The organism is Pseudomonas sp. R9.37, from assembly GCF_963878885.1.
Lineage (GTDB): Bacteria > Pseudomonadota > Gammaproteobacteria > Pseudomonadales > Pseudomonadaceae > Aquipseudomonas.
The window spans coordinates 22,533-38,951 of sequence record NZ_CAWNZA010000043.1 but is presented as its reverse complement, the minus strand read 5'-3'; the positions used below and the strand labels follow the sequence as shown (position 1 = coordinate 38,951).

The window sequence follows — 16,419 nt, the reverse complement described above, 5'->3', positions numbered from 1 at the left end:
TTGCAGCAGGGCGTTGAATTACAGGAAGAAATCCATGCGGAAGTAGATCGGTGCTTCGCGCTCCGTCACGACCCCAGGCCTTTCTAACGAGTGAGCAAACGTCACGCTGGTGCTGACGTATTTGCCCCGGGCGAACAGTTCCACGGAGTTGCTTGAAACGCGGCCGTGGTAGTCGTCGTTGTAACGGTCGTTGCGGATCACGCCTTGGTCGTAACCCAGGCTGGTGCCGTATTCGGCGAAGGCCGGGCGCAGCCATTCCAACGTGACCGGGCGGGCCCAGCGCACTTCATTGCGCCAGTAGCCACCGCTGTCGCCGGACAGTTGCTGATCCTTGAAACCGCGTACCGAAGAAGAGCCGCCGAGGCTGATGCGTTGCGGCGAGAACAGCACGTCTTCGCTGCGTTGCCCGGTGGCCAAGCTGGTAAAGCTGAAAGACTCGCCCCACAGGCTGAACGGCTGCAGATAACTGACGGTGGCGGTGTATTTGCGGTAATCGGGAGTGGCCGTGAGGTGCCCGTACTGATCGCGATGCTGGTCGTCGCGCTGGGCGTCAAATGCACCGATGCCGTTCTGCACGCCCAGGTCAACGTTGACGAAGGCATTGCCGATGCGCCGGCCGTGGTTGATGCCAAATTGCAGTTCGCTGAGGCGGTTACTGCTGGTTTCGAGGTGGGCGTCGTCGATGTAGTTGTTGGTGCGCAGGTGAGCCAGACCGACGTTGACTGAGGTCTTGCTCACGTCATCGCGGTGAATCACGCGCTCTGCGCGCAGTTGGTGGTTTTCGTTATCGCCCGACTGCTTGAACTTGAAGGTGTCGGTGTAACCCAGCGCGCGGTAATCGCTCTCGCTGTAGGTGTAGCTGAAGTTCCACCAGCCCCACGGCACGTTGTAGTAGAGCATGGTGTTTTTCGACGTTTTCTGGTGGTCGCTGATCGCGTCATGACCACCGCGCAGCACCAGTTGGTCGGCCAGCCCCAGCGGGCTGTCCCACTCCAGGCCCGCGCCCCATTGCTGCTCGCCGGTGCTTCTTTGCCCGTCGTTATTGCGCGACAGGCTGGCGCGCCACGGCTTTTGCGCGGTGTTCTTGACCACCACGTCGCTGCCGCCCACTTCTTTGCCGGGGGTCAGTTCCATTTGTGCCTGTTTGGACGGCAGACGGTTGAGCTGGTCGACCAGTTGCTCGACCTCGCGCAGGTTCAACGCCTCGCCGACCTTGCCGGGAAAGGCCATGGCCAGCTCGCGGTCGGTCACGTTGCTGCCTTCGGCGCTTCTCAAGGCTTCGAGCTTGCCCTCGACCACCAGCACTTGCAGGTGGCCGCTGGACAGGTCCTGTTGCGGCAGGTAGGCACGGCTGGTGACGCGGCCTTTGGCGATGTAATAGTCGGTGATGACTTTAAGCAGCTCATTGAGCTGCGAGACGCCCAGGCATTGGCCCACATAGGGTTTGAGCAACAGCGTGCGGTCGGCAGCGGACAGGCTGTCGGCGCCCTTGAGCTCGATGTCTTTGATCGGGAAACAGCGGGTGTCAGCGGGCGTCGCCGGGGCTTGGGGCTTGGCCTCTTTGCCGGGCAGGTCCTGGAGTTCTTGCAGGCGCCGGCCTTGTTCTTCGAGCAGGCGATTTTGCCGGTCGCGGATCAAGTCTTGATCCCCTGGCGTGGGAGCGGCTGTGGCGCTGTTCAGGCCCAGGCAGGCGAGCAGGAAAGTGCACAGCAAATACCGAGTCCGTGGCAATAACAAAGACATGTTCGATCCATCGAAAATCAAGGGGCGGCAAACTAACATCGAACTCGCGCTAGCCCAAGAAGCTGGACTTGTCGAACATTCGTACTTATTACAACCGCAACATATTGATTAATAACAACAAATAATCATAAAACGGCGACAGCGCTTGTGGTTGAAACTTTTATTCCGACAAGCGGCCACTGTTTTTGATAACCCTTGGGCAAACAACCCAGCAGATGCCATTATTTAGCCATCAATTAAATGCCGAGTTAGGTTAGTGCAGGGGAATACAGAAAAGTTCGCGGATGTTTTGTGAATTGGATCCCATTTATCGGAATAGTCTGGGATGCGCCGCTTGTGGCGAGCGGGCTTGCCCCGCGTTGGGGCGCGAAGCGTCCCCGAGTCAGTGTCGCCGCGTTGCGTCAGGAACATCGTGGCGTCAGGTTTGGGGCTGCTTCGCAGCCCAACGCGGGGCAAGCCCGCTGCCACAGAGCTCGGGGCAAAGAGCCCGGTGCAATCAGCCTGCGCCTTTGTCTTTTTCCTGCCCTGGCACCAAGGTCAGCCCTGGCCGCTCAACATCGCGCGAAACATGGGCCTTCACATCTTCTACGCCGCCCTCGTCATCGTTGTGGATCACCAGCACGCCCGACTTGCGAAACTGCTCGAGGTGGCCGTCGCCCAAGTTGAAACTTTCACTCAGGCTTTTATCGCTGAGCGCGTTGGCTTCGGCGCGACGCTGGGCAAACTTGCGCCCGCGGCGCTGTTGATAGCGTGCCCAACTGATCAGGATCACCGCATTGAACAAGGCGATCCACAGGTAGATCTGCAAGGTGTTGAGCGCCGCAAAAATCGGCGCTTCAATGCGCGGGCCGCCATGGGTTTCCAGCATTGCGCCGATCCCGCGTGCCAGCAGCCAGACCAGCCCGGCCCAGGCCAGCAAGGTGAGCAGCACGTCGATGATCCACATCACTGTGTTCTGGCGAGTTCTGACCAGTTTCATCGTCACGCCTCCTCTTCGCTAGGTTTAATACCGCGGTCCGGGCTGACCCAGCGCGCGCGCTTCTGGTGCTGGTTGAAGAGCACCTTGGGAAAGCTGACCAATGTGGTGAGCAAACTGACCAGCCAGAACACCATCGGGTACCACACGGTCCAGAACAGGGTTTTCCACAGGTCTTTTTCGTAGCGCCGATCAATCAGGATGCTCACCGCAAATTGCAGCAGGCACACCATCGCCAGCACCAGCCCGGTAAACGCCGGCGGCACCAGCGAATCCACGGCAATCGCCTGCGGCAGCACCATGAATTTGCCCAGGCCCCAGAAGATCACCGAGAGCAGGAACGTGAAGGCCCAACCGGTGGACAAGCAGTACTCGAACAACAGCGGCCACAGGTAACGATGGCGCCATTGCCAGATGCCACGGATGTTTTTGAACAGTACTTCGGCGCCGCCCTGGGCCCAGCGCAGGCGTTGTTTCCACAGGCCACTGACGGTTTCGGGCATCAGGATCCAGCACAGGGCACGCGGCTCGTAGAAGATGGCCCAGTGATCGAGTTGCAGCTTCCAACTGACATCGATGTCCTCGGTGATCATGTCGGTGCTCCAGTAGTCGATGCGGTCCAGCGCTTTCTTGCGAAACGCCACCACCACACCCGACACCGTGAAGATGCGACCGAACACCCGCTGGGTGCGCTTGATCAAGCCAATGATCGACGAGAACTCGCCCACCTGCACCCGGCCGATCAAGGTCGAACGCGTACGAATGCGCGGGTTGCCGGTCACGGCACCGAGGCGCGGGTTGTCCAGCATCGGCGCGACCATGTAGGCCGCCGCATTTTTGTCGAGCAAGGCATCGCCGTCGATGCACACCAGGTACTCACTGCGCGCGGCCACCGCGCCCATGCGCAGGGCCACGGCCTTGCCCTGGTTCTGCGCCAGGTGCAGCACGCGCAGCCGTGGGTGTTCCAGCGCCAGGGCATCCAGCACCGCGGCGGTGTTGTCTTTGGAGCCATCGTTGACGGCGATCACTTCGATGTTCGGGTACAGCTGGTCCAGCGCCGCATGAATGGTGTCGGCGGCGTTATCGCCCTCGTTGTAGCAAGGAATGATGATCGAGATCAGCGGGTTGCCGGCCAGGGTCGGCGCCGGCGTGTCTTCCTTCCACGGCCAGTGACGCTCCCAGTGCAGCCAGAAGTACAGCCCGCCGGCGATCCACAATGCCGACATGAACAGCGGGTAGAAAAACACGAAGTCCATCAGGAACTGCCCGGTGACCAGAAAGATCAGGCCAAGGGGCACACCCAACACCAGCGCCAACACGAATAAAGCCAGGATTCTGTCGAACATGGTCAAGGGTTCCATTGGTTGGACAGGGCCGGACGTACCGTCTTCAGGTCCGGCGAGTTTTCCAGGAAGTTGTCCGGGTAGTAGCCAAAACTCCTGACCCCCTGGCGTTTGAGCACACCCATCCATTCAGCCATCTGCGCGCCGTCGATATCGGGTGCGTCTTTGGTGCGCCAGTCTTTGGCTTGCAGTTCAAACACGGTGCGCTGCAAGGCATCGGGACGGGCCTTGACGGTGGCCACGAGTTTTTCCAGCCAGGCGTTGGAGTTTTTCAGCGTCTCGCCTTCCATCAGCGGCATGGCCATCGGCGCGGTCCAGTCGTAGGTCTGGAGGAAGTCATCGAGGTTCTGCGCGAACCACGCTTCGCTCGCCGGGTTGAGCATCGGCTCGGCGAAGATATTGCGCGCGGTCTGCACCTGCGGCCCACGGATGGCGCGCACTTTGGCGGCCAGCTCCTGGGTAAAGTCGATCAGGTAACGGCTCTTGAAACGCGTCCAGCGCTGCATCACGGCAGGGTCGGCACGCAGCGCGGCAATGCTGCCCGGCAGGCCGTTGGCGACGTAAGCCTTGAGCGCTGCGGGGCTGGCGTCTTCGAAATCAGAAAGGATTGCGTCGTCGTGGAACAGCACGCCGTCGATGGCCGTGTTGCGCGCCAGGTCCTCATAGATCTCACCGATCTGCTGGCGCACGGCCGGGTCAAACGGCGACAGGCGCTTGTACTGGTCCGGGTCGAGGCCGACCTGGCCGGTTTTCGGGTCCATTCGCGTGACGCGCGGCAACGAAGGGTCGAGCGCAAAGCTCAGCACTGGCATCCACGCGTAGATCGCCACGTGGCCACGGGTACGCAGTTGCCAGGTGACGCGGTTGAACAAGTCGCGGCGCACCGGCAGATGGCGGTTGGGGAAGTAAAGCGAATGCACCAGGCCGTCACCCTTGGGGTCGGCGAAGGCTTGCAGGAACACGGTGCTGGCGCCCATGTCGACCACGCGCTGCACCAGCTGGTCGAGGTTGCGTGCCTCTTGGGCCGGGTCCGGGTCGTAGACGTTATCCAGGTCCACGTGCAGCACGCGCATCGAGGTCCGCGCCTGTGTACCGACAATCGCGTTGGCATAGTGCTCGCCGTCCGGGTCGGAGGCCACCAGGAAGCGTGGGCTGCTTTTGAGGTTGGCGAGGTCGTCGAGGCCGTCGTCCAGGGTCAGGGCCATCTGGTAGCCCTGTTCGCCGACGACCGCCAACGAGGTGCCGTCGGCGGCGCCGTAAGGCCACACCCATACACGCGGCGCCTTGCCGGTGACGGCGCGCAGTTTGTGGGTAATGGCCGTGACGTCGGCGCGCATCCGCGCCTGGAACTGCGCCTCGGTTTCATAGGTGCCAGTGGCGGCGTCATAACGTCGCGTTGCGGCGGCCGGCTCCTGGTTACCTTGCGGGTTGGCCAGGATGCCGGTGTGGCTGGCGTCAGTGTGGGCGGCGATTTCGACCAGGCCCGACTTGGAAATCTCGCGCACCTGCTCCCATGTCAGGAAGTCGGAACGCGCGCGCGGTGTGCCGGCAAAATCCACCGGTTTATTCAGCGGCGTGTCGATCCAATAGCCCACCGGGGCCAGGATTGCCGGCCAGTTATAGGCACGCAAAATCGGTAGCACGCGGGTATAGAAGCTGGAGTAGCCGTCGTCGAAGCTGAGCAGGATGGCTTTGGGCGGTAACTGCGGCCCACCGCTGCGCGCTGCCAGGATCTGATCGACACTGACCGGCTGGTAGCCGTTTTCGCGCAGCCAGGCCAGTTGGTCGACCAACCGTTCGGTGCGCACCGCCACCACCGCCTGATCGGGGTCGCGATCTTCGATGTCGTGATAGGCAATGCCCAGGAAATGGTTCTTCGGCCACGGCGCTTCACGCGCAGGTATCGGCCGCTCGGCGGGTGGGGTATAGGGCGCAGGTTGCTGGGCGCAGGCGCCGGCCAGCAATACACCCAAGACCAATAAACAACGGCTGAGGACAGTCATGTTCAGGCTCTTTTAGAAACGGTAAGTGAGGTCGACGAGCAGGCGCAGATCGCGTTCGCGATCGCCGTCATAGGTACGGCTGATCAGGCTCAGGTTGGCGCCGGTTTCCAGCACGTCGTTCCAGCGAAAACGTTGGCCGTAGCCGATCAGGCCGACCCCACTGGTGGAATAATCGCGCTGGCTATAGGTGCCCGCACCGATCTGGAACTGCTGACTCCACTGGGTCTCATAGCGGTGATAAAGCACGTGATTGACCGTCATGGTGGGCAACACGCTGAAGTCCGATTTCGGGTTGAAATACACCACGTCTTCCTTCGTGTTGCGGCTGGCGCCGACCTCCAGGCCCAGGTCCACTTGCACATGCGGCGAGCTGTAGATGCCCTCGCGACCGGTAAGCAGCGCTTCGAGGCGGTTGTTGCCGTCGCTGAAATGCGACGGGCTCAGGGACAGCTTCCATTCGCGGCTCTCATTCTCGCGCCAGCGGACAAAGCCACTGCCGCCGTTGGCCGTGACATCGGCATTCAATGCGCGCAGCGGCGTGGTCGCCAGGAGGTAACCGAGGCTGCCGCCGTACTGCCAGTTGTCATTGATGTCGCGGGCAATCGACACGCTCGCGCCTTGCTTGGAGCCATAACCGTAGGAGTGGTTGGACACCTCGGCTTCCAGGGTCATGTCGCGGGTGCGCTGCTCGACGCCGACGCGCTGAAAACGATGCTGGCCGGTGCCTTCGGTAAAGTCTGCGGTGGCGTAACCGGCGCCGGCGAAGACGCGCCAGTCTTCATCGATGGGCGGGCTGTAAAGCACGCTTTCGATGCCCCAGTCCCGGCTGCCCGCCACTGCGCCGACATCATTGTTACCGCCACCGCCGTAGCTTTTGCCGGTGTAGGCTTCGACGCGCAGTTCGGCCATGTCGTGTACGTCGCGCAGGCGGCTGAGGCGCTGCACCTGGCGGCTGTCGGGGTTGCGCGCCAGCACGTCATCGGTCAGCGCGTCCATTTGCCGCCATTCCTGCAGGTCCATGGCGGTGTAGGCCTGGGACACTTCCAGGCCGATATCACGCGGGGCCTGGGTTTCAACTTCCTTGAGCGAGCCTTCGGCGCGGCGCGGCCAATCACGCGCGCGGTACATATCGGCCTGGGCCAGGCGCAGGCCGACGTTGCCAGGGGCTTTCGCCACCAGGGCTTCCAGCCCGGTTTCGCTGCCTGGCAGGTCACCGCCGTAAGTGCCGACCTGGGCCGCCAGTTGCTGCGCGTCCATCCAGCTGTCGTTGGGGTTGCCGATGGGCAAGCCCTTGAGTTCAACGCGAGGCTTCTGGTTGGTGGCCAGGTTATTGGCGACTTCGCGCGCTTGCATCACCTTGTCGCTTTCGAGCAAGGCGTAAAACAATGCGGTGCTGTCTTCGACGTGGTCACCGGGATCGGCGTCCGGTGCCGTCAGCGCCTGGCGGTACAACGGCTCGGCTTTTTCCGGCTGGCGCTGGTCGAGGTAGGACGCAGCCACCCAGCGCAAGGCGTAGGTAGGTAATTGCACGCCTTCGCCAGTGAGGGTTTCGTACTCGCGGATCACCTCTGCGGTGCGCGCGCGTGCCTTGAGGGCGCCCAGGCGGTCGATGCGCCAGCGCACCACGTCGTCATGGGCGCTCTGGTCAGGGGTCCAGCGGGCGAGCAGTGTGTCGTAGTCACTGAGGGCGCGATCAGCGACCACATAACGTTCTTTCTCGGTGCGCGTGGCGTACTCGGCCATGCGCACACGTTCGGCGGCGAGGTCGCCTTCCAGGCGGCGCTGGGTCACAACATCGAGCACGCCTGGGTGCTTGGCCGACAGGCGCAGGGCTGGCTCCGGCAAACGGGCCTTTTGCAGGGCGACGATGTATTCGCGCACCACTTCGGGTTTGTCACCCGCGCGGATAAAAGCCTGGTCGAACTCAAACAGCGCGTCGTAGTTCAAGCCCGCGCGGGTCAGCGCGTAGCCCAGGGCCATGCGGCGGTTGGGGTCATTGGGTTGCGCCGCCACCAATGCGCGGGTGCGTTGCACCGCTTCGTTGGTTTGGCCACCGTCGGCCTGGGTCAGGGCCTGGCCCAGTTGCAGGTCGATATTATTCGGCTCACGCAGCAGCGCCTGCTGATAAACCGCCAGGGCCTGTGGCCACTGCTTTTGATTGCGATAGGTACGGGCAACCGTGGCCAGCGCCTGGGTAGTCAGGTTGCGATTCTTGCCTTGCGCCTCGTACACCTTCAGCACTTCGGCGTCTTGCCCGGCCCAGCCGGCAATCACAATGTGATCGCTGATCTGGCCTGGCGTCTGGCGTTCGGCAGGTAATTGGCGCAGTTGGGTAAGGGCCGGCGTGAAGTTGCCGTTACGCGCCTGAATAATCAACGCGTCGTAGGCCGGATCGGCCAGGGCGAGGCCGGGCATCAACAATTGACTGCACAAGGCAGCCCCGATGAGCAGTCGCAACCGGCCTGAAGCACTGATGGGTAGGTTTCGCAACATATCGTGAGCTTCCTTACACGCGGAAAGCTGTAACGATAGGTGGTCCTGAGCGGTTTGCATCAGGGTGCCGGCGTCTGATGACCCGGCCTAGCTTTCCTGTAGGAACTATCCCCTATGAATGTAGGGAAAAGTCCAATTCGGAACAATTGTTCAGAATTGTCCCGGCAACAGAAAAGCCAATGGGGGAGCAGACTTGCCTGGGCTGACCGGTCACCGCCGGCCCGTATGCCGACTGTTTGACCGCTGCCCCAGGCAACCCTGCTCCCCCATTATTTATTTCTTACTGATGTAAGAAATCTTACTGCGCGCCGCTGACCGCGCCGGCTTTGGCCATTACAAAACCAATGAATTGCTCAACCGTCATCTTCTGGCCGTTGAAGGTCACTTCATTGTTGGCGTAATGCAGCTTGGAGACCACATCCGTGCCCACCAGGGTAGCCAACTGGGTGCCGACGGCCATGCCGCTGACCATCTCGGCCGCCATCTGCGATTGCTGCTCGATGGCTTTAGGGTCGGTCACGCCGCCCACTTGCGCTTGCAGTGCAGCGACGTCACCGATCATTGGCTTGGACAGGGTCAGGTTGGCATCCAGCAGCGCGATGACTTGCTTGCCCAGTTCAACTGGCGGCAGCTCCATCGAAGCCGGCTTGGTCAGGTCGACCACCAGGTTGAATTTGCTTTCGCCGTGGGTGGTTTTCAACGACAGGTTTTCCACCGCCACTTGTGGCTTGGCAGCCAGCACCTGGTTGACGTTGGCCTCGGCCAGGGTCTGCTCGGCTTCGGTCAGTTGCAGCTCAGGTACGGGCTGGCCGGCAGCGGCGGCGGCTTGCACCGGTTGCATCTTGTCTTGATACAGCTTGGTCAGTACCAGCATGGCCGGGATGTCGACGTTTTTCATGCTCAGGGCCATGGCGGCCGAACCGACAGGCTTGCCCTGGTAACCGATCTCATCGATTTTGTAATCGACGCGGCCGGCCAGGTTGTTGTCCTTGGTCTCGCTGGTGTCTTTCTGCTCGAAGCCCTTGAGGGTCAGCACGGCTTTCTGCGGGCCGAAGGTCACTTTGGTGTCGGTCAGCTCAACGGTGTTTTGCCCGGTGTAGAAACCAAACGTGGTCTTCTCCAGGTTGCTGGCCACGGTCAGGCCGGACAGTTCGGCTTCAAAAGGCGCGCCGTTGGCATCGATCACCGCAACCTTGAGGCTGTTCATATAACCTTCAGCCTTGACCTTCTGGCCTTCGGCGGTGCCGTCGAAGTCCAGGTTGGCGCCGGAGAAGCTCACCGAGGACTTGTCGTCCTTGAGTTCCAGAGGCAGCAGTTCGACGTTGCCATCGACCGAACGGTTGTAGCCGATATTGGCCACGCCTCTGAGCGGCGACACGTCTTTGCTGGCGGCGAACCATTTCTCGGTGGTGGCGTTCTTTTCCAGCTCATAGTGACTGGTGGCCATGACCGGCAGCCATTTCAGCGACACCAGACGCGAAAACGGCAGCGGGCCGTGTTCGATGTGGTCGACAAACAGCAGCTCAGGGTTCGGGTTTTCTTCGCCGAATACGCTGCCTTGACCCTTGAGGCGGTAGTGGGCGGTGCTGCTGAACAGGCCACGGTCCAGGGACACCAGCTCCAGATTCACGCTGCCGTCAACGCCGGCCATGGAGGTCTGCAGTTCCTTGTTGGCGTTCTGGATCGCGGTCTGCAGCACCGGCTCCAGTTGCTTACCGGTGTACCAGGCGCCACCTGCACTGACGACGCCGACGGCGACAACGAAACCCAAAAGAACAACTGCTGGCTTATTCATGAAGTGACCTGATCAAATCCTGTGAGAAGTGGGCTGTCTTCCTTGAACCCCCAAGAGGGGTTGGCTCAAACCCGCCGAAAACGGGGGAAGATTAGCACTGGCGGCCGGGAACGGCCCAGCTTTTCAGAGGGGTCAGGTCAACCGTTGGTTCACGAGTACTCCAATTCAATCTCATCGAGTTGATGATCAAAACTCTTCAAACGGGCGGTCCAGGTGTACACCAACACCTCGAATTCGCGGTGTATGACGGCGTTTCCCGGGGTGTCGACCTTGGGGTTGCAGAAGTCCAGTTGGTAGCGCTCGCGTGCCATGGCGTTGGCCACGTCGGACAATTCCCGTGCGTTATTCAGCCAATGCCTACCGTCGGCTACCTGCTGGTCGAGCAGCACGCACTGTTTTTTCAGGGCTTCGAGGCTTTTTTCCAGCGGGGTGCCGGTGAGTTCGCCCATGACTTCCTGGAAGGTCCGCCCAGGCTGCCAGTAGCTGCCCCAGAAATAGCGGTCGAACACGGTTTCGACCCGGCGCAAGGCAACTTTGGTGTCCCAGATCGCCACGCGGGTCTTGCCTTGTTCGAGCAGTTTTTTCTTCACCCGTTGATTTTGATACGACGCCCACGCCACCACGCCAATGGACAACGTGCCAATCACCAGGCACGCGCTGTCGAGAAACACCATGGCCTTGTCGATTTGATGGGCAAGCATGACGCCGTAGAAATAGGCAGCCGATAACAACACCAGTGCGAAGCACACGCACCAGAAAGCGGGAGCATAAGGGTTTTTCATTATTGGAATCCCCATGAGCAAACGCGAGCAGTGTCAGGTGAGCCGCCACCGCGACTCACTGACAAAGCATAGCTTTTAGCTCAGGGTTTGCTGGCCTGTGACGCTTGCGTTCGTCCGCTTTCCCAACCACCACCCAAGGCCAGGAACAGATCGATCTGGCTCATGGCAACCTGGGTGTTCGCCGCCGCCAGCTGCGCGCGCACATCGGTGTAGGTGCGCGTAGCTTGCAGGTCGGCCAAAAACGAGGCGCGCCCGGCCTGAAAAAAGCGGTGCGTCTGCTCCGACGCCTCCTTGGCAGACTGGCCGGCATCGGCCAACGCGTCGCGGCGTTGCAACTGCGCGGTGTATTGCGCAAGGCCGGTCTGGGTTTCGCGGATGGCATTGAGCACCACGCCGTCAAAGTGCGCCAGGGCGCCCTGGGTCGCGGCTTCGGCTTCATGAATGCGCGCACGCGCGCCGTTGGTCGGCACCGACCAACTGATCAACGGGCCAAAGCCCCAGCGGTTGGTGGCCGGCGTGCCCAAGTCATCGAGCAGACCCACCGTGCCCACGGTGGCGCCGATACTGATGTCCGGGTACAACGCGCCGGTGGCCACGCCGATACGCGCGGTGGCCGCGGCCAGTTGGCGCTCAGCCTGGCGCACATCGGGGCGACGTTTGAGCAGGGTCGCGCCGTCGCCCACCGGCAGCAACTGGGCGATGTGCGGCAGCTCGGCGCAGGTGCCGGTGCCCGCTGGCAGTTGGTCTACCGGCTTGGCCAGCAGCATCGACAACCGGAACAAGCCCGCCTGGCGCAATGCTTCGTAGCGCGGCATGTCGGCGCGCAACGATTTGTATTGGGTTTGCGAACGCGTCACCTGGGTTTCATCACCGCGCCCGGCATCGCGCAGGCGCTGGGTCAGTTTGGTGCTCTGGGCCTGCAGGTCTAGGGACTCGTTGGCAATCGCCAGTTCTTCGTTGGCCGCGCACACCTGGGTGTAGGAGCGCACCACATCCGCTACCAGCGTGATGCGCGCGATGTCAGCGGCGGCCTGGGCGGCGTCAGTGGTGGCCTGGGCGCTTTCGATGCCGCGCTGCAGTGTGCCGAACAGGTCGAACTGGTAAGAGGTGCTGATGCTGGCGCTGCCGATGTTGCCAACCGGGACTTTTTCAGTCAGCAAAAACGCTTCACCTGATTCCTGCAAACGTTGGGCCTCAGCCTTGGCGCCGGCACTCCAGCCGCCTGCCGATTCAGCCTCCTGGGTCTGGAAACGCGCGCGTTGCAGGTTGGCGGCGGCCACCCGCAGGTCGGTGTTGGAGGCCATGGCCTGGCGTACCAGCTCATCCAGGCGTGGGTCTTTGTAGAGCTTCCACCAGTCCGCCGGCACCGGCGCCGACACCACGTTGTGGCCCTCGCCCGCGATTTGCCCTTGCAGGTCGCCACGGTTGATAGCGGCCTTGTCCGGCAGTTTGTAATCCGGGCCTACCACCTGGCAGGCCGACAGCAGCAAACCCAAGCCAGCCGTGGCCAGCAACGCCGCCGGTTTCATGGTTTTTCTCCCTGCTGCGCGGTTTCTTTGGCGGCGGTCTTGTCATCGATGATCGACACCGTGGCTGTGCGCCCGGCGATCATGCGAAAGTCCGCCGGCACGTCATCAAAGGCAATGCGCACCGGAATCCGCTGGGCCAGGCGCACCCAGCTGAACGCCGGGTTGACGTTGGGCAGCAGGTTGGAGCCACTGGTGCGGTCACGGTCTTCGATACCGGCAACGATGCTTTGCACATGGCCACGCAAGCGCGCGTTGTCGCCGATCACACGAATATCCACGGCCATGCCGACGTGAATGCCGTCGAGCTTGGTCTCTTCAAAGTAACCGTCGATGTGGAAGGAGTTGCTGTCGACCACCGACAGCACCGGGCGCCCGGCGGTGACGAACTCCTGATTGCGCGGCGCACGGTCGTTGACGTAGCCGTCCACGGGGCTGCGGATCACCGAGCGGTCGAGGTTGAGCTGGGCGGCGTCCACCGTCACCTGCGCCTCGGCCAGGGCCGATTGGGCGCGGGCCACGCGGGACTGGCTTTCTTCCAGTTGCTCACTTGGCACCAGGTTGCCCAGACCGCGGTTACGCTTGTACTCGCGATTGGCCTGGGCCAGGGTTTCCTGGCGGTCGGCCACGGCGGCCTGGGCCTGGCGCAGGGCCAGCTTGAAGCGGTCCTGGTCCACGGCAAACAGCACCTGGCCCTTGGTCACCAACTGGTTGTCGCGCACGTCGACTTGCTGGATCAACCCAGACACGTCCGGGGCGATCTGCACGATGTCGGCACGGATATGCCCGTCACGGGTCCAGGGCGCAAACATGTAGTACATGACCATGCGCCACACAACGACGACAGCGAAGGTCACTATCAATAACGTCAGGACAACACGGCCGATGGTCAAAAAAGGTTTTTTCATGTCATCAGATATCGACTGAGTGAGTCCACCGCGCCCAGCAACAGCGCGTAGAGCCCCACATTGAACAATGCCCGGTGCCAGACCAGGCGATAGAAGTGAATGCGCGTCAACAGCCCGTGCACCACCAGAAACAACACGTACGTAATGCCCATCAGCACCAGCAGCGTGGGCAGGAACACCCCGCTGATATCCAGATCACCGATCATAAAGGCGCTCCATCAGGCAGCGGCGCTTCCATTTCGGTGCCGCCAATAAATTCCACGCCAGGCAGCAACGACAGGCGCAAGCCGGCCAGTGCGTGCAGCAGATGCAGGCGGGTGTCGTCTTCGTCTTGCAGGCCTTGCCCGTTGAGGGCGCGGCGCGTGCGGTCCAGGGTCATCAGCAGACCGCTCGGCGCGGGCAAGCGTTCACCCGCCTTCAGGCAGGCCTTGAAGTAACCACCAACGCCTTCCACCACCTGGTTGAGCAATACCCGAGGCACGCCGTAGATACGCGGCGAGTAGGCCAGCAGGTCGAGCAGGTTCAGCGCCACACGCAAATCGCGCAGGGCGATGCCGGTGTCCTGGCCGGTGAGGGCCAGGCGCGGCAGGTGCTGCATCAGGCGGTCGAGCATTTGCGCGGCCATGTGCCGGTGTTCGGCGAGGGTCGCAGGTTCGGTCAGGGTGACGATGTCGCGCCAACTGAAACGGGTCAGGCGCTTGGCCGCCAGTTCGGCGCCGAACGGCCGCGCAATCAACGTCCACACAAAGGCAAACAACAAACCCACGGGGCCGGCCAGGTTAACGTTGGCGAAGTTCAGGAAGTCTGCGTCATAGGCGCCCTGAATGCTGATGAATGAGGAGGTGTTGACCAGCGTCAGCAGCATGCCGAGGTAGAAACGCGGCTGCACGGTGAGCGTGCCGATGCAGATAAACGGCACGGCAAACGCCAGCACCAGCATCGGAAAATCATGCAGGTTAGGCAGCACCAGAAACAGATAAAGGCTGGCGAACAGCACCGACATTGCGGTCCAGAAAAAGAACCGGTAGATCTGCGGCGCCGGGTCGTCCATCGAGGCAAAAAAACTGCAGGCCACGGCGGCCAGGATCACCGCGCTGCCGCCGTCGGTCCAGCCCAGCAAAATCCACAGCACCGAGGCGACGATGATCGCGGTAACGGTGGAAAACGCCGAATAGAACATCAAGCCACGGTCGAGAAATGGCGTCAGCCGGCCCAGGCGCCAGTGGCGGTATACCGCGCGCCAGGTGTCCTGGCTTTCGCACTGGATGGCGGCCTGCAGGCTGCGACAGTCTTGCCACAGGTCGATCCACTCGCCGAGGCGATACAGGGCGTTCGAGTACAGCAACGTGTGGCGATCATCCAGCGCTTCGCCTTGGGGCTGCAGGGCATCGACTTGATCACGCAGCACGCGCCAGCTTTCCAGCGGGGCGGTTTCAACGGTGCTTTCCAGCCACTGCCGGCTTGCCTCCAGCACCGGCGTGAGTCGGTCGAGAAACTCCGGCGCGCGGTGTTCGACGGCGTACAGGGCGTCGTCGAGCGCATCCACCACGGGCAGCAAGTGAATCATGCGCCCGCGCAGTTCCTTGGTGTTGCGGACGGTCTGCGGCCGCGCGCCTTCGTGGGGCAACTGGCCGATCATCAATTCCAGGGTGTTGAAGGTGGCGACCATGCCGCCGCGCAAGGTGCTGACCTCTTCCGGCTGCACGTTGCGCGTCAAAAACCGCAGGCTGTAGACCTGGGCATCGGCAAACCATTTGGTCACCGAGCCATCGAACACCGGCATCAGGCGCCGTGGCCAGAACATCGCGCCCACCACCGCCGCCACGGCGATACCGAGAAAGATCTCCTCGGTCCGCGCCTCGGCCACATCCCACACCGCCAGCGGGTTATCCACCACCGGCAACGCGATCAGCGGCAAGGTGTAGCCGGCCAGCATCAGCGCGTAGTTATTCGCGGTGCGCAGGTGCATGGACAGGAACAGCAAAATGCCCGTCCACAACGCAATCACCACCACCAACACGTACGGCGCCTGCACAAACATCGGCACAAACACCACCGCCGCCGCTGCACCCATGAAGGTGCCGATGGCGCGGTACAGCGCCTTGGAACTGGTAGGACCGACAAACGGGCTGGAGACGATATACACCGTGGCCATCGCCCAGTACGGACGTGGCATTTGCATGAGCATGGCGATGTACAACGCGATCATTGACGCTGCGAACGTACGAACCCCGTAGAACCAATCGCGGGCTGGCGGAAAACCGGTAAAAAATCCGTTCAAGGCGCTGCAACCCCAGCCGCTTCGAACGCCCGCAGCACGCGCAGGGCGGCTTCAAGGTCGCTGTGGGCAATGTCCGCCAGCACTTCCTGACGCAGGCGCACCAGCTGCACTTCCACCGCTTGCACCAGCTCGCGACCGCGCTCGGTGAGGCTCAAGGCCTTGGCGCGCCGGTCATGCACGTCTTCGGTCCGGCACACGTAGCCGCCGGCGCACAACTGATCAAGCAGGCGCACCAACGACGGGCTTTCCATCCCGGACGCCTGGGCGACTTTTACCTGATGCACACCGTCGCCCAAGCGGCCGATCATCAACAAGGGCACGGCGCAGGCTTCGGAAATACCGTAGCTCACCAGCGTGGTCTGGCAGATTTTGCGCCAATTGCGGGCGCCCACCACCATGCTGCTGCTGAGGTTCATCTGGAGTTGTTCGAGGGAATGAGGCACTGGATTGTTCGCATACAGTTAGTTTGCTAACTATCAATATGGTGGATGCGTCCAAAGCAGTCAAGTTTTGAAACAAATTTGTGATGGGTGGCGCGGGGTGCCGTGGGTAAGTAAAGCGGGTTTGAA

General features: G+C 61.9%; 12 protein-coding genes. All 12 read right to left on the bottom strand.

The window, feature by feature from the left end:
• Positions 1-18 precede the first annotated feature (18 nt).
• Complete coding sequence (locus tag AACU78_RS19315) at positions 19-1,743, bottom strand: ShlB/FhaC/HecB family hemolysin secretion/activation protein (RefSeq protein WP_106577327.1); 1,725 nt, start codon at positions 1,741-1,743, stop codon at positions 19-21.
• Between the two features lie 496 nt (positions 1,744-2,239).
• Positions 2,240-2,722 carry a poly-beta-1,6-N-acetyl-D-glucosamine biosynthesis protein PgaD gene (gene pgaD, locus AACU78_RS19310; RefSeq protein WP_106577326.1) on the bottom strand — a complete coding sequence of 161 codons (483 nt, stop codon included), beginning with the start codon at positions 2,720-2,722 and terminating at the stop codon, positions 2,240-2,242.
• 2 nt (positions 2,723-2,724) lie between these two features.
• On the bottom strand, positions 2,725-4,065 hold the full coding sequence (gene pgaC, locus AACU78_RS19305; RefSeq protein WP_106577325.1) for a poly-beta-1,6-N-acetyl-D-glucosamine synthase: 1,341 nt from the start codon (positions 4,063-4,065) through the stop codon (positions 2,725-2,727).
• Positions 4,066-4,067: 2 nt separating this feature from the next.
• On the bottom strand, positions 4,068-6,065 hold the full coding sequence (gene pgaB, locus AACU78_RS19300; protein ID WP_106577324.1) for a poly-beta-1,6-N-acetyl-D-glucosamine N-deacetylase PgaB: 1,998 nt from the start codon (positions 6,063-6,065) through the stop codon (positions 4,068-4,070).
• 12 nt (positions 6,066-6,077) lie between these two features.
• Positions 6,078-8,558, bottom strand: coding sequence for a poly-beta-1,6 N-acetyl-D-glucosamine export porin PgaA (gene pgaA, locus AACU78_RS19295; protein WP_106577323.1), 2,481 nt, complete (start codon positions 8,556-8,558; stop codon positions 6,078-6,080).
• 298 nt (positions 8,559-8,856) lie between these two features.
• The gene (locus AACU78_RS19290; protein ID WP_106577322.1) at positions 8,857-10,353 is read right to left on the bottom strand and encodes a YdgA family protein; all 1,497 of its coding nucleotides are present in this window, start codon (positions 10,351-10,353) and stop codon (positions 8,857-8,859) included.
• A gap of 149 nt (positions 10,354-10,502) precedes the next feature.
• Positions 10,503-11,135: an NADH:ubiquinone oxidoreductase subunit N gene (locus AACU78_RS19285; protein WP_106577321.1), complete on the bottom strand. Its 633-nt coding sequence runs from the start codon at positions 11,133-11,135 to the stop codon at positions 10,503-10,505.
• A gap of 80 nt (positions 11,136-11,215) precedes the next feature.
• Positions 11,216-12,664, bottom strand: a complete 1,449-nt coding sequence (locus tag AACU78_RS19280; RefSeq protein ID WP_106577320.1) for an efflux transporter outer membrane subunit — start codon at positions 12,662-12,664, stop codon at positions 11,216-11,218.
• A complete protein-coding gene (locus AACU78_RS19275; protein WP_106577319.1) occupies positions 12,661-13,569 on the bottom strand; it encodes an efflux RND transporter periplasmic adaptor subunit in 909 nt (302 codons plus the stop codon). Before AACU78_RS19275 ends, AACU78_RS19280 begins: the two co-directional genes overlap by 4 nt.
• Positions 13,566-13,775, bottom strand: a complete 210-nt coding sequence (locus AACU78_RS19270; RefSeq protein ID WP_016969155.1) for a DUF1656 domain-containing protein — start codon at positions 13,773-13,775, stop codon at positions 13,566-13,568. The genes AACU78_RS19275 and AACU78_RS19270 overlap by 4 nt, the downstream gene beginning before the upstream one ends.
• Complete coding sequence (locus AACU78_RS19265) at positions 13,772-15,850, bottom strand: FUSC family protein (protein ID WP_106577318.1); 2,079 nt, start codon at positions 15,848-15,850, stop codon at positions 13,772-13,774. Before AACU78_RS19265 ends, AACU78_RS19270 begins: the two co-directional genes overlap by 4 nt.
• A complete protein-coding gene (locus tag AACU78_RS19260; RefSeq protein ID WP_106577317.1) occupies positions 15,847-16,266 on the bottom strand; it encodes a MarR family winged helix-turn-helix transcriptional regulator in 420 nt (139 codons plus the stop codon). Before AACU78_RS19260 ends, AACU78_RS19265 begins: the two co-directional genes overlap by 4 nt.
• Between the last annotated feature and the right edge of the window lie 153 nt (positions 16,267-16,419).